Here is a 19,174-nt window from a genome sequence, read left to right as displayed (position 1 = left end):
TGTGAAAGTTCTGATAGTAGGCGCAGGCCCTGCCGGATCCACCGCCGCGTACTACCTTGCCCAGGCCGGCATTGAGGTCACGGTGCTGGAAAAAACGAGCTTCCCGCGCGAAAAGGTCTGCGGCGACGGCCTGACCCCCCGGGCTGTCAGGGAGATCCGGAAACTCGGCCTGTCGCACCCGGAAGAGGACGGCTGGCGTCGGAACAAGGGCTTGCGGCTCCTCGCCGGCGGCCGCAGTATCGAGCTCCCGTGGCCGGAAGTTTCTGATTTTCCGCAATACGGCCTGATCCGCACGCGCCTCGGGTTCGACGAAGAGCTGGCCCGTCACGCCCAAGCCTCCGGCGCCGTCATCCTCGAGCGTCACAGCGTCACCGAAACACTTCGCGCGGAAGACGGCCGTGTCATAGGTGCCCGCGCCGCGATCCTGGACGAGTCCGGGCGGAAGACGGGGGAGTCGCGCGACTTCACTGCCGACGTCGTACTCGCCGCGGACGGCAACTCAACCCGCACCGCCGTTTCCCTGGGGATCCAGAAGCGCGACGACCGCCCCCTCGGCGTCGCCGTCCGCACGTACTTCACCTCGCCCCGCACCGACGACGACTGGATGGAAGGCTGGCTCGAGCTTCCCGGACGCGACGGCAAACTGCTGCCCGGCTACGGCTGGGTGTTCGGCGTCGGCGACGGCACCTCCAACGTGGGCCTCGGAATCCTGAACTCGTCCAAGGAATTCGGCAAGCTGGACTACAAGCAGGTACTCCGCGAATGGACCGCCGGCATGCCCACTGAATGGGGTTTCACACCGGAAAACCAGGTGGGGGAGATCCGCGGTGCGGCGCTGCCCATGGGCTTCAACCGCACGCCGCACTACTCGCCTGGGCTCCTGCTGCTGGGCGACGCCGGCGGGATGGTGTCGCCGTTCAACGGTGAGGGCATCTCCTACGCGATGGAGTCGGCCCGCTTCGCCGCCGAGTTCATCATTTCCTCCGATTCAGCGCACGACGCCGACTCCCACCTTGCGGGGTACGCGGACTATGTGCGGGGCCAGTGGGGCTCGCACTTCACGCTGGGCCGGGCCTTTGCCGCACTGATTGGCAAGCCGGCCATCATGAAGCTCGCCCTGCGGACCGGTATGCCAATTCCTGTGCTGATGCGGTTTGTAGTGCGGCTGCTGGCCAACCTCACCGATCCTGCCGCCAAAGGGTTTGAGGACAAAGTGATCCGCGTGCTTGAAGCGCTGGTCCCGGCAACGTCCAACACCTCGAGCCCGCCCTTAGCCACCAAACAGCGGTTTCCGCAACAAAAAGTTAGGGTTAACCCGTGACCAACTCTGCAGACCAAAGCTGGACGCATGCCGGACACGGCCTGCCGAGCTCTGAACCCGATCTAAATACGACTGCAATTGCCACGGGGCTCCAGCTGCCTACTGGCTTCGCGGCCATCGCCGAAGACCCTGAACTGGGCCCGGCGATCACCACCAATCTGGCGCGGGTGGAAAAGAAGCTCCGTGAGGCTATAGCCAACTCCGATCCCCTCGCCGACGCAACGTCACGTCATCTGGTGGAAGCCGGCGGCAAACGGATCCGCCCCCTGCTCACGCTGCTGTGCGCCCATCTCGGTGATGCTTCCCTGCCAGCGGTGGTCCAGGCCGCCGTCGTAGTGGAACTGACCCATCTCGCCACGCTGTACCACGACGACGTCATGGACTCGGCGCCCTTCCGCCGCGGAGCTCCCACGGCCCACGAGGTCTGGGGAAACTCGGTGGCCGTCCTCACCGGCGATCTCATCTTTGCCCGCGCTTCCATCCTGGTTTCGGAACTGGGCTCCCGGGCCCTGGGAATCCAGGCACGCACCTTCGAACGGCTTTGCCTGGGCCAGCTTCACGAGACCGTGGGCCCGCGTCCGGACGAGGACCCCATTGAGCACTACCTGTCCGTCATCTCCGACAAGACGGGGTCCCTGGTGGCTGCGTCCGGCCAGCTCGGCGCCATCTTCGCCGGTGCTGATGACAAATACGAAGAAGTGCTCGTGGAGTACGGCGAAAAGGTGGGCGTCGCCTTCCAGCTTGCCGACGACGTCATTGATGTCACTGGAATCAAGGTGAAGTCGGGGAAGTCGCCGGGCACGGACCTGCGCGAAGGTGTGCCAACGCTGCCTGTTCTGCTGCTTCGGGAAGCTGCTTCGGCTGGAGACCAGTCGGCTGTGGAGCTCCTTGACCTCATCGACGGCGACCTGTCCTCCGACTCCGCGTTGGCTGCTGCTGTGGCGGGCCTCCGCGAGCACGCTGTCACCGCTGAATCCTGGATCGTGGCGCGCCGCTGGGCTGACGAGGCGATTGCTGCCCTGGCTCCCTTGCCTGAAGGCGTGGTCAAGACCTCGCTGAGCAACTTCGCTTCCGCCGTGGTGGACCGCAGCAGCTAGCCTGTTTGGCTTTTCGTTTCTGTTGGGACGTTTGGCTTTGGGGCTGCCGGCTTTTTGTGGGGCTTGGCGCTCGGGTTCTTTTGGAGCGCCGGGGCATTGACGTGCCGCAGATTTCAGCTGGGCCTTAACGGAACAGCCCCGGTCCCTGCACAACGTTCGTCATCCGCTGCACTGAACCGGGGCCATTTCTCCGTTCGCATCAGATCCACCGGAGGCAATTAGTGGATCCGTGAATGAGTCTATGACAGATATGTCATGTTGGCTAACCAGTGTGTAAACGGCGTGTCACATTTCTTCGCCGCCCCTTGCAATGCCGTCCTGACCCGATATGGCTGCCCCTTTGCAGCAACACGCCGGGGTGGCAGCGTGTCCCTGCACCTGCGGGCGGAATCAAGGTCAGGACGGCAGTGCCCTTCATCCACATACGACTCCTGGCCTGTATCTACCTCGACAAAGTGCCGCAACCATTGCCTCATGGACCCTGATCATTTTCTGCGTATACGAGGCGGCGTGGCACGAGCCGGGGACTTCAGGCGAGCCGGATTCAGCCGCTCGGAGCTCTCGGCATGGGTCCGTAGCGGGAGGCTGATCCGTCCGGTGCGCGGTGTGTACGCCTCTCCGGCTGCTGACAACGACGTCCTTTCCGCTTACCGGGAAAACGGCAGGCTGACCTGCGTCTCCGGGGCGAGGTTTTATGGGCTTTGGGTCCTCCACCGGGCAGACGTCCTGCACCTCAGCTGCGGGAATGGAGTGCCTCGTTATGGAGTGGTGGACCATGCAGCCTGTGATTTCCCAAGCTACCCCGGCCTTCCTGTGGCAGGTCTGGCTGATGTGCTGGTGCACTCCCTGCGCTGTCTCCCGGAGCTGGAGGCGCTGGTCATGGTGCAATCAGCGGTTGGCCGGGGCGACATCACAGCCGGATTCCTACAGCGTGCCCTGGTGGGAAACCGCAATGGGAAGGCCAGATCGGTGCTGGGGTTGGTTCTCCCCAGGGCCGATTCACTGCTGGAGGTCCTCGCGCACACCCACTTTGTCCGGGCAGGCTTCCGGGTTCGTATGCACGTGGTGCTGGAAGGTGTGGGTGAGGTCGATTGCCTGATTGATGACTGCCTGGTGGTCGAGCTGGATGGGTCAACCCACTTCGAGCCGCGGCAGGTCAAGAAGGATCAGCGCCGTAACAACGCCAGCACGCTGGGTGGTTACCTGGTGCTGCGTTACTACTATGACGACGTCGTACATGCTCCGGAAGCGATGGTGGCAGAGATCCGGGCCGTCCTCTGGCAATGGAAGCTGGGGACCTTCGCGCCGTCATGACCCTCTTTGCCGCCGGAGGGCCGTTGACACGCCTGGTTCATGGCGTGTCGCAAGGGAATCACCCGCAAACAAGGTCGGGTAGGGCCCAAGGCGCCCACAGAAAACCTAGTCCTCGTCGTTGAAAGCCCACTCGAACATGTCAAAGACGAACTCAGAGAACGTACCCTCTTCGCTCTTCCATTGGCCTCGGGCATTGTTGCGCCGCCACACAATGGGATCGGGAACATTGAGGTCGCCGACGCGGAATCCCCACGTGAACTGCTCTTCCTCGTCCTCAAGGAACATCAGGAAGCCTTCATCGTCCACTTCCAGTTCCTCGGGGTCCCAGAAGTAGTGGTAGGCCTCCATGAGATCCTCACAGCCGCCCACAGCCTCGTAGAACTCGCGGAGCACCAGGGGGACCGTAAATTGGTGGTCTGCCAGGGCTTTTTCGAGCTCCTCCTGGGACAGCCCATCCTCTTCCTGCCATTCGTCTTCGAGATACTTCGGAACGAGCGCACGGAACTTCTCGAGGAACATGTCAGTCATGGCTCTTATCCTAGCTAATCGCGGGGCCTGCCTGCGCCGTCCAAACCCAGCCTGTGCCACCCGCGGACGGCCAGCGGAACATGCCACGAACGGCGCCAAGCGGCCACCCGGAAAGCGAAAACAACGGCCGCCACAACGCACGCGGTAATGGCGTTGAAGGAACCAGTGAGCCACAGGACGGTGGTCAGTGCGGCGCCGGCAAAAGCGGGCAAAGCGTAAATGTCCTTCGGATCGAACAGCTGTGGCACTTCATTGGCCGTAATGTCGCGCAACAGGCCCCCGCCCACCGCTGTCGTGACACCCAGGAGCACGGCCGAAAAGGGGTTTATCCCCAACGAGAGGGCCTTCAAAGTCCCGGTGATGCAGAACAGCGCCAGCCCGCCGGCGTCGAACAGGATCAGGAGGGAGGTGAAGCGCTGGACGCTGGAAAACAGGAAATACACCAGCAGCGTGGCCAGCAGGGGCGGGGCGAGGTAGGCGGGATTACTGAAGGCAGCGGGAGTGGTGTTGAGGATGATGTCGCGGATCACGCCGCCACCCAACGAGACAAGGGAAGCCAGGAGCAGGGAACCCACGATGTCGAACTGTTTGCGCGCAGCAAGCAAGGAACCCGACATCGCGAAGAAGAAGACTCCGGCGAGGTCAAGCCATACCAGGGCGATGTCAAAAGGGAAGGTCATGCAGCGGCATCCAGTGGATTTCGAAGGGCGGACGGGGCGGCTCCAACGTTACGCTAGCCCTTATGAAGAACCCGATCCTGATCGCCTGTTCCCACGGGACCTCCAACGCGCAAGGTGCTGCAGAGGTGAATGCCCTGCGCGATGAAATCGCAGCCCTGCGGCCGGGCCTGGATGTCCGGGAGTCATACGTCGACGTTCAGCAGCCGGATCTGGTGGATGTTGTGGCTGCACTTCCCGAAGATGAGCCATCCGTGGTGGTGCCCCTGCTCCTCAGCGTCGGATACCACGTCAAGGTGGATATTGCCCGGGCTGTGAAGAGCCGTCCGGGGACTCTCGCCGCCGCCCCCCTGGGACCGGATCCGCGGCTTGCCGCCCTGCTGGACCAGCGCCTGCGAGAGGCCGGGGTTACGGATCGCGACGCCATCGTTCTCGCTGCCGCCGGCTCATCCAACCCTAACGCCGCAATCAGCGTCGAAGAACTGACTGAGCAGTTGCGCGCACTCCGCCCCAACAGGATCGTTCCTGCCTATGGCGCTTCTGCCAGGCCATCGGTGCCCGACGCCGTAGCCATGCTCCGCACGGAAGCGTCGGGCGGTGCAGGGGCGGGGGAGTCCGCCGGAGCAGTGGACGACGGCGGCCGCGTGGTTATTGCGTCCTACCTCCTGGCACCGGGCTACTTCCACGACCAGCTGGCCAAGGCCGGCGCAGATCTGGTGACCGAGCCCCTCTTGCCGTCGCCGGTCGTTGCCGAGATCGCGTTGGAACGGTTCGACGCCGCGCTAGCCAAACTCCCCGCCTGACGCGCCGCATTCCTCATACACGCGCAGCATTCCTCATGGGACGCGCAGCTTCCGTTCTGGCAAGAATTGGCTGCAACAGGCCAAGAACATGACGAAATATTTCCCTAGGTGACCTCCCGTTTCCCAACCTTTGTGACGCGTTTCCGGTCCCCTCTACAGTCGATGCATGACTGATACAGCTCTAGCCGGAGCGTCCGCGGATTCCGCTCCGAAGCGACCGGCCCGCACCTCCCGCCCGGCAGCCAAGCCGCACGGCCAGTGGAAGGTTGATGGCACCGCACCGCTGAACGCCAACGAAACCTGGAAACAGGAAGACGACGGCCTCAACGTCCGCGAGCGTATCGAGTCCATCTACTCCAAAGAGGGCTTCGACTCGATCCCCGGCCAGGACCTTCACGGCCGCTTCCGCTGGTGGGGCCTGTACACCCAGCGCAAGCCCGGGATTGACGGCGGCAAGACCGCCACACTTGAGCCGCACGAGCTTGAGGACAAGTACTTCATGCTGCGCGTCAGGATCGACGGCGGTGCGCTTACCACCGAGCAGTTGCGCGTCATCGGCCAGATTTCCGTTGACTTCGCCCGCGATTCCGCAGACCTCACTGACCGCCAGAACATCCAGCTGCACTGGATCCGGGTGGAAGACATCCCCGAGATCTGGCGCCGCCTCGAAGGTATCGGCCTGTCCACTACCGAGGCCTGCGGTGACGTTCCCCGTGTCATCCTGGGATCACCCGTGGCAGGCATCGCCAAGGACGAGATCATCGACCCCACGCCGCTGATCGCCGAGCTGGGCGAACGCTTTATCGGCAACCCGCTGCTCTCCAACCTGCCGCGCAAGTACAAGACCGCCATCACGGGCCACCCGAGCCAGGACGTGGTCCACGAGATCAACGACTTCGCCCTTGTGGGCGTACGTCACCCCGAACTCGGTGTCGGTTACGACCTCTGGGCCGGCGGCGCACTCTCCACCAACCCGATGCTCGGAAAGCGCCTCGGCGCCTTCGTGAAGCCCGAGGAAGCCGCTGAGGTCTGGCTCGGCGTCACCAGCATCTTCCGCGACTACGGCTACCGTCGCATGCGCACCAAGGCCCGACTGAAGTTCCTGATGGCAGACTGGGGCCCGGAGAAGTTCCGCCAGATCCTCGAGGACGAATACCTCGGCTACAAGCTTGCTGACGGCCCCGCCGCACCCAGGCCCACCAGCCCGGGCGATCACATCGGCGTGCACGAGCAGAAGGACGGCAAGTTCTTCATCGGTGCCACCCCGCTGGCGGGCAGGCTTTCCGGCAAGCAGCTGGTGAAGCTCGCGGACACGCTTGAGGCCAGAGGGTCATACCGCCTCCGCACCACGCCCCACCAGAAGCTCGTGGTCCTTGATGTTCCCAAGGACGAGGTCGAGCCGCTGGTTGCTGAGCTGGACGCCCTGGGCCTTTCGGCCCGTCCGTCGGTGTTCCGCCGGGGCACCATCGCCTGCACGGGCATCGAGTACTGCAAGCTGGCCATCGTGGAAACGAAGGTCACCGCAGCCACCGCCGTCGCCGAGCTCGAGCGCCGCCTCGCAGACCTGGCAGCCTCCGGCGAACTGCCGCACGCCCTGTCCCTGCACATCAACGGCTGCCCCAACTCCTGCGCCCGCATCCAGACCGCGGACATCGGGCTCAAGGGCATGATGCTGCCAACGCCCGACGGCGACCCCACCCCCGGCTTCCAGGTCCACCTGGGCGGCGGGCTGGCGTCCACCGACCGCGACGAAGCCGGCCTGGGCCGAACCGTCCGCGGCCTCAAGGTCTACGTCGAGGACCTTCCTGACTACGTGGAGCGTGTGGTCCGCAGCTTCGTGGCCAAGCGCACCGAAAACCAGACTTTCGCCGAGTGGGCCCATGCAGCTGATGAGGGTGATTTGCAATGACTCCCCAACCACTCCCCAACCTCGCAAGCCTGGCCGGGGACCCCGGTGGCCGCGGCCCGACGGAGACCAAACGCTCCACCGAAGAACTCAAGGCGATCGCAGAGTCCGGCGCTGCCGAGCTCGGTTGGGACGCTCCTGCCCGTGACGTGATTGCCTGGGTGGCGCGCAACTTCGAACTGCCCGCCGTCGCCGTCGCCTGCTCCATGGCCGACGCCGTCCTCCCGGCCCTCGTCGCTGACCAGATTCCCGGTGTCGACGTCCTGTTTTTGGAGACCGGCTACCACTTCCCGGAAACCTACGCCACGCGTGATGAGGTGGCTGCGAACCTCCGCGTCAACGTGGTGGATGTCCTCCCCGAGAACACCGTGGAGCAGCAGGACCGGCTCCTGGGCAAAGACCTCTTCGCCAGGGACGCTGCCCAGTGCTGCGCCCTCCGGAAAGTGGCGCCGCTCAAGCGCACCCTCTCAGGCTACGAGCTGTGGTTCACGGGAGTACGCCGCGACGAAGCCCCTACCCGCACCAACACGCCCCTCGTCACCTGGGATGAGGCCAACGGCCTGGTCAAGGTCAACCCGGTGGCGGCCTGGAGCTTCGACCAGCTGGTGCAGTACTCGGACGACAACCTCCTCCCCGTCAACCCGCTGCTTTCACAGGGCTACCCGTCCATTGGCTGCCAGCCCTGCACCCGGAAGGTGGCGCCGGGCGATGACCCCCGTGCCGGCCGCTGGGCAGGAACCGACAAGACAGAATGCGGACTACACGTATGAGCACCCAAATCACCAACGAGGACCTGGAGCTGTCTGTGCTGGAATCTGACACCACCGTCCCAGCCACGCGCCTCTCCAGCCTGGACACTCTTGAGTCCGAGGCCATCCACATCATCCGCGAGGTTGTTGCGGAGTTCGAGAAGCCTGCGCTGCTCTTCTCCGGCGGCAAGGACTCCGTGGTGATGCTGCATCTCGCCACGAAGGCGTTCTGGCCGGGCAAGGTTCCTTTCCCCGTGCTGCACGTGGACACGGGCCACAACTTCCCCGAGGTCATCGACTTCCGCGACCGGACCGTTGAGCGGCTGGGCCTCAAGCTCGTCGTCGGCAGTGTCCAGGAGTTCATTGACCGGGGCGAGCTGGCTGAGCGGGCTGATGGCACGCGCAACCCACTGCAGACCATTCCGTTGCTGGACGCCATCCAGTCCAACAAGTTCGACGCAGTCTTCGGCGGCGGCCGGCGTGACGAGGACAAGGCCCGCGCCAAGGAGCGCATCCTCAGCCTCCGCGACGAGTTCGGCCAGTGGGACCCCCGGAACCAGCGGCCCGAACTGTGGAACCTGTACAACGGCCGCCACACCGTAGGCCAGCACGTCCGCGCGTTCCCCATCAGCAACTGGACCGAGCTGGATGTGTGGCGCTACATCGAGCGCGAGAACATCGAACTGCCCGGCCTGTACTACGCCCACGAACGCGAGGTCTTCGCCCGCGACGGCATGTGGCGCGCTGTTGGCGAAGTGTCGCAGCCCCTGGACACCGAGGAAGTCATCACCAAGACCGTCCGCTACCGGACCGTCGGCGACATGTCCTGCACCGGCGCTGTTGAGTCAACCGCCGCTACAGTGCGCGACGTCGTCATCGAAGTTGCCGCCTCCACCATCACCGAACGTGGCGCCACCCGTGCAGATGACCGCATCTCCGAGGCCGCCATGGAAGACCGCAAGAAGGATGGCTATTTCTAATGAGCACCGAAATCGATACCGCCCGCGCGGCCACACTTCTTGACGACGCACCCCTGAAGGACGCCACGCTTTTCCGGTTCGCCACGGCCGGATCGGTCGACGACGGCAAGTCCACCCTGGTGGGCCGCCTCCTCCACGATTCCAAGGCGATCCTGGCCGACCAGCTCGACGCCGTGGCCCGGACCTCTGCTGACCGTGGCTTTGGCGGTTCCGGAGCCACCGGCACTCAAGCGATCGACCTTGCCCTCCTGACCGACGGACTGCGCGCCGAACGTGAACAGGGCATCACCATCGACGTCGCCTACCGCTACTTCGCCACCGACCGCCGCAGCTTCATCCTCGCGGACTGCCCCGGACACGTGCAGTACACCAAGAACACGGTGACGGGCGCTTCCACCGCGGACGCCGTCATCGTACTCATTGACGCCCGTAAGGGTGTCCTTGAGCAGACGCGCCGGCACCTTTCCGTGTTGCAGCTGCTGCGGGTTGCCCACGTCATCGTGGCCGTGAACAAGATCGACCTTGTGGACTTCAGCGAGTCCGTCTTCCGCGAGATCGAAGCCGATGTGCAGCAAGTCGGACGCGAGCTTGGACTCGGCAGCGACGGCATTGCCGATCTCCTGGTCATCCCGGTTTCGGCCCTCGACGGCGACAACGTGGTGGACCGCTCGGAGCGCACCCCATGGTACGAAGGGCCCGCGCTGCTGGAAACGCTCGAGTCCCTCCCCGCCGCCGACGAGCTCGAAAGCCACCTGGAAAGCTTCCGCTTCCCCGTGCAGCTGGTCATCCGGCCGCAGGGCGCACTGGCTCCCGATGCCATCGAGGGTGGCCTGGACGTCGAGGCATACCGCGACTACCGCGCCTACGCCGGGCAGATCACCGAAGGCTCAGTGAAGCTGGGGGACAAGGTCACCGTCCTGACCCCGGGCCAGGGCCCCCGCACCACCACGGTGACAGGGATCGATTTCGCCGGCGCCGAGCTCATCGAGGCTGCAGCACCCCAGTCCGTCTCGATCCGCCTCGCCGATGAATTCGACGTCGCCCGTGGCGATACGATCGCAGCAGCCGGCACCATCCGGGAAAGCTCTGCGGACCTCTACGCCGCGTTGTGCTGGCTTTCTCCGAAGCCGCTCCGCGAAGGCGCCAAGGTACTGGTCAAGCACGGTACGCGCACGGTCCAGGCTCTGGTCCGGAACGTCAGCGGCAAGCTGGACCTGGCAACGTTCAAGCTTGAGGGTGCGTCCAGCCTGGAGCTCAACGACATCGGCCACGCGCAGCTCCGGCTCGCTGCCCCGCTGCCCCTGGAGAACTACCTGCACCACCGCCGCACCGGCGCGTTCCTGGTGATCGATCCCATCGACGGCAACACTCTCGCCGCGGGCCTCGTGAACGACCACCCGGGCGACCACGAGGATGAGCGCTACTCCATCTAGTTCCGCTGTCCCCAGTTCCGCCGAAGTCAAGGTTTCCGAAGTCAGGGGTCCGGGCAGCCGTCTACGGGTGCCCGGACCTTCGACTACCTATGTCCTGACTTCCGACTACGGGTTCCCGGCCAGTTCCGCTGCGGAGACACTTAGAGTGACCGAACATGACGCCACGTGAACTTGCATGACCCTGAGTTTCTGTTTCATTTAGCCCCGATTGTGACACTCCCTATGGTGAATTCATGACTAGCCCACAGCCCGGCATGAAGCGCATTGTTGCTGGTGAGAGTAACAAGCCCCAGCGCAGTCGCGCCGTGGAGATTGCGCTGGCCATTGGTCTGGTCCTCCTGATCGGAGCCGGTGCCGCGGTTTCCTCGGCAATGTCCACTGCCCAGTCGGCCGCTCCCGCCCCGGCTTCGGACGCCCAGGAACTGAAACTCGGTTACTTCGGCAACATCACCCACGCTCCCGCCCTGGTTGGCGTCAGCCAAGGCATTATTGCCAAGGAGCTCGGAAGCACGCGCCTGAGTACCGAGTCCTTCAACGCAGGCCCGGCAGCCATCGAAGCCCTCAACGCCGGAGCCATCGACGCCACCTACATCGGCCCCAACCCGGCTATCAACTCCTTTGTCAAGAGCCAGGGTGAGTCCATCAGCATCATCGCCGGGGCTGCGGCGGGCGGCGCGCAGCTCGTTGTCAGGGAAGGCATCAACTCGCCTGCCGATCTGCGGGGCAAGACGTTGGCCTCGCCTCAGCTTGGCGGAACCCAGGATGTCGCTTTGCGGTCCTGGTTGGCGAAACAAGGCTTCAAAACCAACACTGACGGCAGCGGTGACGTTGCCATCAACCCCACTGAGAACGCCCAGACGCTGAAGCTGTTCCAGGACGGAAAGCTCGACGGCGCGTGGTTGCCTGAGCCCTGGGCCTCACGGCTGGTGCTCCAGGCCGGAGCCAAGGTACTGGTTGACGAGAAAGATCTCTGGGACAAAGGCGAGTTTTCGACCACTGTCCTGATCGTGAACAAGAAGTTTGCCGCTGAGCACCCCCAAACGGTCAAGTCACTGTTGAGGGGGCACGCCGAGTCCGTGGCTTGGCTCAAGGATGCTCCGGAAGCTGAAAAGGCGTCCGTTCTGAACGCCGCCTTGAAGGAATCCGCCGGTGCCGAGCTGGAGCCGGACGTCCTCGAGCGTTCCCTTCAGAACATCGTTTTCACCGTGGACCCGCTCGCGGGAACCTACAAGAAACTGCTCCAGGACGGCGTTGAAGCCGGAACCACCAAGCAGGCAGACCTCAACGGAATGTTCGACCTCACTGCCCTGAACGAAGTTACAGGCGAGAACATCACGGCCGCCGATTTAGGCAAAGACTAGCTTTCACGTCAGCTCCACCATCATCAACTAGCAAAGGACGGGACCATGCCAGTCGTACTGGAAAACCTGGGTAAGCGCTTCGGCGACGGCGCCCCGGTACTGGACGACGTCAACGCCAGCATCGCCAAAGGGGAGTTCGTCGCCCTGCTCGGTGCCTCAGGCTGCGGCAAGTCCACCCTGCTGAACATCATGGCGGGACTGGAGCTGCCGACGTCGGGCGCTCTTGAAGTACCCAGTGATGGCGCCGCCTTTATGTTCCAGGACTCCGCACTGTTCCCTTGGCTGACGGCCCGGGAGAACGTGGAGCTTGCCCTGAAACTGCGCGGCGTGGGCAGGTCGGAACGGCGCGTCAAAGCCAACGAGCTTTTGGAGCTGGTGCACTTGGCGGAAGCCGGGGATAAGCGCCCGCACGAGCTCTCCGGCGGTATGCGTCAGCGTGTAGCCCTGGCCCGTTCCCTCGCCCAGGACCGCCAGTTGCTGCTGATGGACGAGCCCTTTGCAGCCTTGGATGCCATTACCCGCGACCTCCTCCACGACGAACTCGAGCGAATCTGGAAGGAAACCGGCCGGACCATCGTGTTCGTGACGCACAACGTGCGCGAAGCCGTCAGGCTTGGCCAGCGTGTGCTACTCCTGTCCTCCAGGCCGGGCCGGGTGGTCCAGGAATGGAACGTCACCGAGGAACACCGAACTGACGCCGGGCTTGCCGGACAGTTGACCGGGGTCATCACGGCCCGGTTGCGAGAGGAGATCCGTCGCCATGCCAAATAATCCCACTCCACTGCAGGACGTTTATGCGGAGCCGGCGGAATCGCACAAAGTCCATGCTGCGCTGACGCGTTCCTCAACCGGATCCGAGGACCTCCGCGAACTCGGCAGCGGTTTGGATTCACTGCAGTCGGACGCCGTCCGCAAGGCACGGATCGACTGGACCCGCATCCTGCTTCCGATAGCTGCAATCGCGGTTCTCATCGTCATCTGGCAGTTCTACGTGTCGTTGGGCATCAAGCGGCGCGACCTCGTGCCCGGCCCGTTGGATGTCCTCGCCCAGATGGGCACTCTGTGGGGTGAGGGCAAGGTCCAGGAAGCCGTGTGGACTTCCTTGCAGCGTGGGCTGGTGGGATTCCTTATTAGTGTCGCGATTGCGACTCCCATCGGCCTTTTGCTGGCCCAGGTTGCTCCGTTGCGCCGTGCGTTCGGTCCGCTGATCTCGGGATTGCAGGTGCTTCCTTCCGTGGCCTGGGTTCCCGCCGCCATCATTTGGTTCGGCCTGACCGACGCCACCGTGTACTTCGTCGTATTCATGGGTGCCATCCCGTCCATCATCAACGGTCTGATTTCCGGCGTGGACCAGATCCCGCCGCAATACCGCAGTGTCGGCACCGTTCTGGGCGCTTCGCGTCTCCAGATGGCCCTGCAGATCGTCCTTCCCGCGGCGCTTCCGGGCTACCTCGGGGGACTCAAGCAGGGGTGGGCCTTCTCCTGGCGCTCTCTCATGGCGGCTGAAATCATCGCCGTCGGTGGAACCATCGGCTTTGGCCTGGGCTCCATGCTTGACCAGGGCCGCATCCTGTCCGATATGTCTGTAGTTATGTCGGCGATCCTGCTGATCCTGGCAGTCGGCATCCTGATCGAACTGCTCGTCTTCGCACCGATTGAGAAGCGACTCCTGCGCAGCCGAGGCCTCCTCGCCGGCAGCACCCGCTAGGCCGCCCAGCACCCTAGCGTCTGCGCTTCGACGGGTATACCTTGACTCGTATCCCGAGTCACGGGGACGGGCGTTTTTGGGACGTGAGGAATGGTCAAGGTGCGAGCATTTGGGGCAGGAGAAGGCGTCCTGGCAGGGATCGGTTCCACCCCGCTGATTGAACTCAGCAAAGTTGTGCCGCCGGGCTCGGCGAGGGTCCTCGCCAAGCTCGAATTGGCCAATCCGACGGGGAGCATGAAGGACCGCATGGCGGCTGCGGCCATCCGGGGAGCCGAAGATCGAGGCGACCTGGTTCCGGGCGATACCGTAGTCGAGTACACCGCTGGTACAACGGGAATCTCCCTCGCGCTGGTCTGCGCAGCCAAGGGCTACGGGCTCCATGTAGTTTTCTCGGACGCGTTCAGCCCCGAGAAACGTCGAACCATGGAGGCCCTCGGGGCAATCGTGGAAAGTGTGCCCAGCGATCAGGGACGGATCACCGAACAACTGATCAAGGCCATGATCAGCCGGGCAGGGGAACTGAGCGCCGAGCCATCGCACTGGGCGTGTGATCAGCTCAATAACAAGGACGCCGTCACCGGCTACCTGGCGCTCGGCGAGGAAATCTGGCAACAGTCCGACGGGCAGGTGGACGCCTTCGTCCAGTCTGTCGGCACCGCCCACTCCATCCATGGTGCAGCCCGTGCCCTGCGTGCCCACCTGCCGGAAGTGCGGGTCGTCGCCGTGGAGCCAGCCGAATCCGCGGTGCTTTCCGGCGGCATTACCGGCTCCCACCGGATTGAAGGAATTGGCATCGGCTTCCTGCCCCCGCTGTGGGAACCGGACGAAGTTGACGCGATCGAACTCGTCTCTTCCGCCGATGCCATGGCCATGAGCCGTCGCCTCGCACGGGAGGAAGGAATCTTCGCAGGGACTTCCTCGGGAGGAAATGTCGTTGCCGCACTTCGGACAGCCGAGCAACTCGGGCCGGGCGCAACCGTTGTCACCGTAATGGTCGATTCCGGTTTTCGCTATCTCAGCACGGGGCTTTACGGCTAGGAAACCTCATCCGCCTGTTTTCCGGGGCTTGCAGGAGACCGCGGGAGATGCCGCGCAGCCCTAAACCCCAATATGACGTTGGGTTACCTTGCGTGAACTGGTGTTTCCGCGGCGTTGGTCCCCAATGTGACGCGGCCCTACCGTTGATTCATGGCTATCCAGGACATCTATCCCACAGCGCTGCGCCTCCTCGGACGCCCCGTGCTGGTGGTAGGCGGCGGCCCCGTTGCTGCGCGCCGTGCCAAGGGACTCCTCGACGCCGGAGCCCGGGTTACTGTCGTCGCTCCTGTTGCGTCAGCCGCTCTCCTGGAACTGGCCGACGCCGGACTCCTCACCTGGGAGCAGCGGACTTACCAGGCTTCCGACGTCGACTCCGTCTGGTTCGTCCAGACCGCCACTGGTGATGCCGCCGTCGATGCCCAGGTCTCCGCCGATGCCGAAGCCCAGCGCATCTGGTGCGTCAACGCCTCCAACCACGAAGCCTCAGCTGCCTGGACGCCTGCGGTCGCCGTAGTAGACAACGTCCACATCGCAGTGAACGCCGGGGGAGACCCGCGCCGCGCCATGGCACTCCGCGATGCTGTTGCCACCGCCTTGGAGACTGGCGACCTTCCCCTGCGCCGTCGTCGTGCTTCCACCGATGCCGGTTCCGTTGCCCTGGTGGGCGGCGGTCCGGGCGATTCCGGCCTCATTACCGTTCGGGGACGGCGGCTCCTTGGCCAGGCCGACGTCGTGGTTGCCGACCGCCTTGGTCCCCGCGAACTCCTCAAAGAATTGGCCCCAGACGTCCGTGTCATCGAAGTGGGTAAAACCCCGGGCCACCATCCTGTTCCGCAGTCGGAGATCAACCGGATCCTCGTTGACGAGGCGCTGCAGGGCCACCGCGTGGTCCGGCTCAAGGGCGGCGACCCTTACGTTCTGGGCCGCGGCGGCGAGGAAGCAGAGTTCTGCCGGCAGCATGGCGTCCAGGTTGAAGTGGTTTCCGGTGTGACATCCGCCATCTCCGTACCAGCGGCCGCCGGCATTCCGGTCACGCACCGTGGGCTGGCCAAGGGCTTCAGCGTGGTCACCGGCCATGAGGAGCTTGCCGAGGTCCCGGCCCGTGCCGACCATACTGTGATCTTGCTCATGGGAGTGGGGCAGTTGCGTGCCTCCGCCGCCTCTCTGGCCCAGGCCGGGCTGCCTGAAGACACTCCCGTTGGTATTGTTGAAAACGGCTATTTGCCTAACCAGCGCGTGACGATCGGCACCCTGGCGTCCATAGCGGACCAGGCCGAAGCCACCGGCGTCGCCAACCCCGCGGTAATCGTGATCGGTGACGTTGTCCGCGTCAGCCCGTTCGCGCCGTCGCACTTCAAGACTTCCGATTACAGCACCATCACCCCGAACCGCCCCCGCACCACCCTGAGCTCCGCCCGCGTTCTCACCCCCTGATGCAGAAGAAAAGGAACACAGCCGTGTCAACCAGCACCACCGTAGGATCTGCTGCCCGCCCGCTGCGCGTCGCCGTCGTTGGCTCCGGCCCTGCCGGCGTTTACGCTGCGGACATCCTCACCAAGAGCGAAGCCGTTAAGAGCGGCGAGCTGACGGTCAGCATCGATCTCTTCGACCGCTACCCGGCCCCCTACGGCCTGATCCGTTACGGCGTTGCCCCCGACCACCCCCGCATCAAGGGCATCGTGAACGCCCTGCACAAGGTGCTGGACCGCGGCGACATCCGCTTCTTCGGCAACGTGGACTACGGCACCGACCTCTCCATTGAGGACCTCCGCACCCACTACGACGCCGTCATCTTCGCCACCGGTGCCATTAAGGACGCGGACCTGAATATTCCCGGGGTCGAGCTTGAAGGTTCTTACGGCGGCGCTGACTTCGTCTCCTGGTACGACGGCCACCCCGATGTGCCCCGTGAATGGCCGCTGGATGCCAAGGAAATCGCCGTGATCGGCAACGGCAACGTGGCCCTCGACGTCGCCCGCATGCTGTCCAAGCACGCCGATGATCTGCTGGTATCCGAGATTCCCGAGAACGTCTACGCCGGGCTGAAGGCTTCGCCTGTCACGGACGTCCACGTGTTCGGCCGCCGTGGCCCTGCCCAGGTGAAGTTCACCCCGCTGGAGCTGCGCGAACTGTCCCACTCCAAGGACGTCGACATCATCCTGTACCCGGAGGACTTCGAGTTCGACGAAGAGTCCGACCGCCAGGTCCAGACCAACAACCAGACCAAGACCATGGTGGGCACCCTCACCAACTGGATCGCCGAGCAGCCTGAGGATCCTTCGGAGTTCAAGGCTTCCCGCCGCCTGCACTTGCACTTCCTGCACAGCCCGGTGGAGATCTACGATGACCCCGCAAACCCCGGCCATGTCGCGGGTATGAAGTTTGAGCGCACCGAGCTGGACGGGACCGGCAATGCCCGCGGCACTGGCGAGTTCATCGACTACCCGGTCCAGGCCGTGTACCGCGCAATTGGCTACTTCGGTTCCGCCCTGCCCGAGGTTGAGTTCGACCACAAGAAGGGTGTTGTGCCGAACGACGGCGGCCGCGTGCTGGACGCTTCCGGCTCTCACGTCCCCGGCATCTACGCCACCGGCTGGATCAAACGCGGGCCTGTGGGCCTCATCGGCCACACCAAGGGTGACGCCCTCGAAACCGTGACCTACCTCCTCGAAGACCGCGAGAACCTCCCGGTAGCTGCAGCTCCTGCGCCGGACGCCGTCGTCGAACTGCTCGAAAACCGCGGCGTAAAGTACACCAGCTGGGAAGGCTGGCTGGCGCTGGACGCCCATGAACTGGCTCTCGGCGCCGAGGCTACTGCTGCAGGCGGGTCGCACGGTGTTGAGGTCAAGCGTGAGCGCATCAAGGTTGTGCCGCGCGAGGACATGGTGGACATCTCCCGCGACGGCGTTGCCGCCAGCGTCTAGTCCCTTACTGCTTATTAAGCGCCAGCTGGCTGCCCCCCCCGCCTTAGATGTCCGGACCTTTTGCACCCGCACCGCCCGAGGCCATCAGCTCCAGCCGCTTGAGCGTCTCCTTGTTGCGGATGGTAATGAGGGGATCGAGGATAAATTTCGGGACGGCACTGCCCGGGCCCTTGATGGCGTCTTCGGTCATGGTGACCTTGCAGCCAGTGCGCTGTTCCTCAATGGTGATCACCACTTTTGCCTCACCGAGCGGCCAACCCCTGGCGATGAGCTCAATGGACTTTCCCTTGTTTGAGGCAGTGACATGGGTTTTGTCATTGATCAGGAGGGGCCAGGCTCCTACTGAATGATGGAGAACCGCGCCCTCGGCAGGCCAGAGTGCGTCGACGTCGCGAATCCTCGACGCCCCCACCACCCAGCCGGAGTAGAGCCAGCCGTCTGCAATGACGTTCCAGACGTCGTTTGCCGAGGCAAGGAAGGTTTTGCTGACGGTAACCATGTGGGTGCTCCTGCTCAGGGATTGGTGGGTGGGCGGACCAGGGGAGTGGATGGATCGACGGCGGGACGTGCTGTTGTTTGGGTGCCGATATTTTGGTTCGCGGTTACTTGGCTTACGGGCGTTTGGCTGGCGGGCAATGCCGTACGCCGGCGCCCGCAGGCGTCTGGTCCAAGTGTAGGTCCCGGCGCTTTTCAGCGGATTGAGAACCGGATCGAAGCGGAGGCCGGTGTCTTCGGCGGCCGGCGCAGGGCGCAGGGTGAGGGTGCCGAAGCGGATCCAGGGTCCGGATGGCCTGGCGTAGTGCATCGCCAGCACCCAGTCATCTGCGGAGGGCTGTGTTCCCGACGGTGCTGTTCCGTGCGCCGCTGTACCGGGGGACTCCGTGGTGAGGCCAAGCAGGACAGGACCGCGGGCTCCTTTGTAAGGCATCAGTGTGGTGAACGTGGCCTTGCCCGGATCCCGTCGGGGCAGGAGAGCGAATCGTGCTGGCCAGGACCAGCCGGTGGTCGCAAAAAGTACATCTTCCGGGCCGCCGTCGTCCTCGAGTCGCAGTGCCAGCCCCAGAATGTCAGGCAGGGGAGGGGGGAACCCTATCGAGCGCGAATGGCGGGCGGTTACAGCATGCCTCCCGGGCAAGTCGATCCACGGTACGCCGCTGGATCGGATGTGTCGGAGACTGTCGGTATTGCCGGGACCTTCCTTGGTGAGCTCGCCGGTGAGCAGGGTTCCTTTGGGGTGGATAGGCCGCTCCGGCCGGACAATCTTCAGGGCTTTGAAAATCAGGGCGAAGCCAAGACCCGCAACACCCGCCGCACTGCTGATTCCCATTGCCATGG

Annotated in this window: 17 protein-coding genes; 14 read left to right on the top strand and 3 right to left on the bottom strand. The window is 64.1% G+C overall.

Annotated elements, in window-relative coordinates; all coding sequences use genetic code 11:
• The first annotated feature begins 1 nt into the window (after position 1).
• The 3 genes from RIN13_RS13660 to RIN13_RS13650 all read left to right on the top strand — a co-directional run bounded on the left by RIN13_RS13660 (position 2) and on the right by RIN13_RS13650 (position 3,732).
• Positions 2-1,321 (top strand): geranylgeranyl reductase family protein, encoded by a 1,320-nt coding sequence (locus RIN13_RS13660; protein ID WP_309107886.1) that lies wholly within the window; start codon positions 2-4, stop codon positions 1,319-1,321.
• Positions 1,318-2,418 (top strand): polyprenyl synthetase family protein, encoded by a 1,101-nt coding sequence (locus RIN13_RS13655; RefSeq protein ID WP_309107885.1) that lies wholly within the window; start codon positions 1,318-1,320, stop codon positions 2,416-2,418. The genes RIN13_RS13660 and RIN13_RS13655 overlap by 4 nt, the downstream gene beginning before the upstream one ends.
• Positions 2,419-2,892: 474 nt before the next feature.
• Positions 2,893-3,732: a type IV toxin-antitoxin system AbiEi family antitoxin domain-containing protein gene (locus RIN13_RS13650; RefSeq protein WP_309107884.1), complete on the top strand. Its 840-nt coding sequence runs from the start codon at positions 2,893-2,895 to the stop codon at positions 3,730-3,732.
• Between the two features lie 105 nt (positions 3,733-3,837).
• On the opposite strand, the gene RIN13_RS13645 is transcribed toward RIN13_RS13650, so the two are convergent.
• Entirely contained in the window at positions 3,838-4,260 is a 423-nt protein-coding gene (locus RIN13_RS13645) for a hypothetical protein (RefSeq protein WP_309107883.1), read from the bottom strand.
• 14 nt (positions 4,261-4,274) lie between these two features.
• On the bottom strand, positions 4,275-4,940 hold the full coding sequence (locus RIN13_RS13640; protein WP_309107882.1) for a TRIC cation channel family protein: 666 nt from the start codon (positions 4,938-4,940) through the stop codon (positions 4,275-4,277).
• Positions 4,941-5,002: 62 nt separating this feature from the next.
• Here RIN13_RS13640 and RIN13_RS13635 point away from each other — a divergent pair, with 62 nt between their 5' ends.
• The 11 genes from RIN13_RS13635 (at position 5,003) to RIN13_RS13585 (ending at position 17,839) form a co-directional block, all read left to right on the top strand.
• On the top strand, positions 5,003-5,740 hold the full coding sequence (locus RIN13_RS13635) for a CbiX/SirB N-terminal domain-containing protein (protein ID WP_309107881.1): 738 nt from the start codon (positions 5,003-5,005) through the stop codon (positions 5,738-5,740).
• Positions 5,741-5,906: 166 nt separating this feature from the next.
• Positions 5,907-7,649 carry a nitrite/sulfite reductase gene (locus RIN13_RS13630; protein ID WP_309107880.1) on the top strand — a complete coding sequence of 581 codons (1,743 nt, stop codon included), beginning with the start codon at positions 5,907-5,909 and terminating at the stop codon, positions 7,647-7,649.
• The gene (locus tag RIN13_RS13625; RefSeq protein ID WP_309107879.1) at positions 7,646-8,416 is read left to right on the top strand and encodes a phosphoadenylyl-sulfate reductase; all 771 of its coding nucleotides are present in this window, start codon (positions 7,646-7,648) and stop codon (positions 8,414-8,416) included. Before RIN13_RS13630 ends, RIN13_RS13625 begins: the two co-directional genes overlap by 4 nt.
• A complete protein-coding gene (gene cysD, locus RIN13_RS13620) occupies positions 8,413-9,375 on the top strand; it encodes a sulfate adenylyltransferase subunit CysD (RefSeq protein ID WP_309107878.1) in 963 nt (320 codons plus the stop codon). The genes RIN13_RS13625 and cysD overlap by 4 nt, the downstream gene beginning before the upstream one ends.
• Positions 9,375-10,808, top strand: a complete 1,434-nt coding sequence (locus RIN13_RS13615) for a GTP-binding protein (protein ID WP_309107877.1) — start codon at positions 9,375-9,377, stop codon at positions 10,806-10,808. Before cysD ends, RIN13_RS13615 begins: the two co-directional genes overlap by 1 nt.
• Before the next feature lie 233 nt (positions 10,809-11,041).
• Complete coding sequence (locus RIN13_RS13610) at positions 11,042-12,169, top strand: ABC transporter substrate-binding protein (RefSeq protein WP_309107876.1); 1,128 nt, start codon at positions 11,042-11,044, stop codon at positions 12,167-12,169.
• A 45-nt stretch (positions 12,170-12,214) separates the two neighbouring features.
• Positions 12,215-12,940 (top strand): ABC transporter ATP-binding protein, encoded by a 726-nt coding sequence (locus RIN13_RS13605; protein WP_309107875.1) that lies wholly within the window; start codon positions 12,215-12,217, stop codon positions 12,938-12,940.
• A complete protein-coding gene (locus tag RIN13_RS13600; RefSeq protein ID WP_309107874.1) occupies positions 12,930-13,877 on the top strand; it encodes an ABC transporter permease in 948 nt (315 codons plus the stop codon). Before RIN13_RS13605 ends, RIN13_RS13600 begins: the two co-directional genes overlap by 11 nt.
• Positions 13,878-13,976: 99 nt before the next feature.
• A complete protein-coding gene (locus RIN13_RS13595; RefSeq protein WP_309107873.1) occupies positions 13,977-14,915 on the top strand; it encodes a cysteine synthase family protein in 939 nt (312 codons plus the stop codon).
• 150 nt (positions 14,916-15,065) lie between these two features.
• Positions 15,066-16,349 (top strand): uroporphyrinogen-III C-methyltransferase, encoded by a 1,284-nt coding sequence (cobA, locus tag RIN13_RS13590; protein WP_309107872.1) that lies wholly within the window; start codon positions 15,066-15,068, stop codon positions 16,347-16,349.
• Positions 16,350-16,372: 23 nt separating this feature from the next.
• On the top strand, positions 16,373-17,839 hold the full coding sequence (locus tag RIN13_RS13585) for an FAD-dependent oxidoreductase (RefSeq protein WP_309107871.1): 1,467 nt from the start codon (positions 16,373-16,375) through the stop codon (positions 17,837-17,839).
• Between the two features lie 43 nt (positions 17,840-17,882).
• On the opposite strand, the gene RIN13_RS13580 is transcribed toward RIN13_RS13585, so the two are convergent.
• The gene (locus RIN13_RS13580) at positions 17,883-19,172 is read right to left on the bottom strand and encodes an SRPBCC family protein (protein ID WP_309107870.1); all 1,290 of its coding nucleotides are present in this window, start codon (positions 19,170-19,172) and stop codon (positions 17,883-17,885) included.
• Between the last annotated feature and the right edge of the window lie 2 nt (positions 19,173-19,174).

Origin of the sequence: Arthrobacter sp., from assembly GCF_031179985.1 — a bacterium.
Classification (GTDB): Bacteria; Actinomycetota; Actinomycetes; order Actinomycetales; family Micrococcaceae; genus Arthrobacter.
This window is presented reverse-complemented; position numbering and strand designations above follow the sequence as displayed.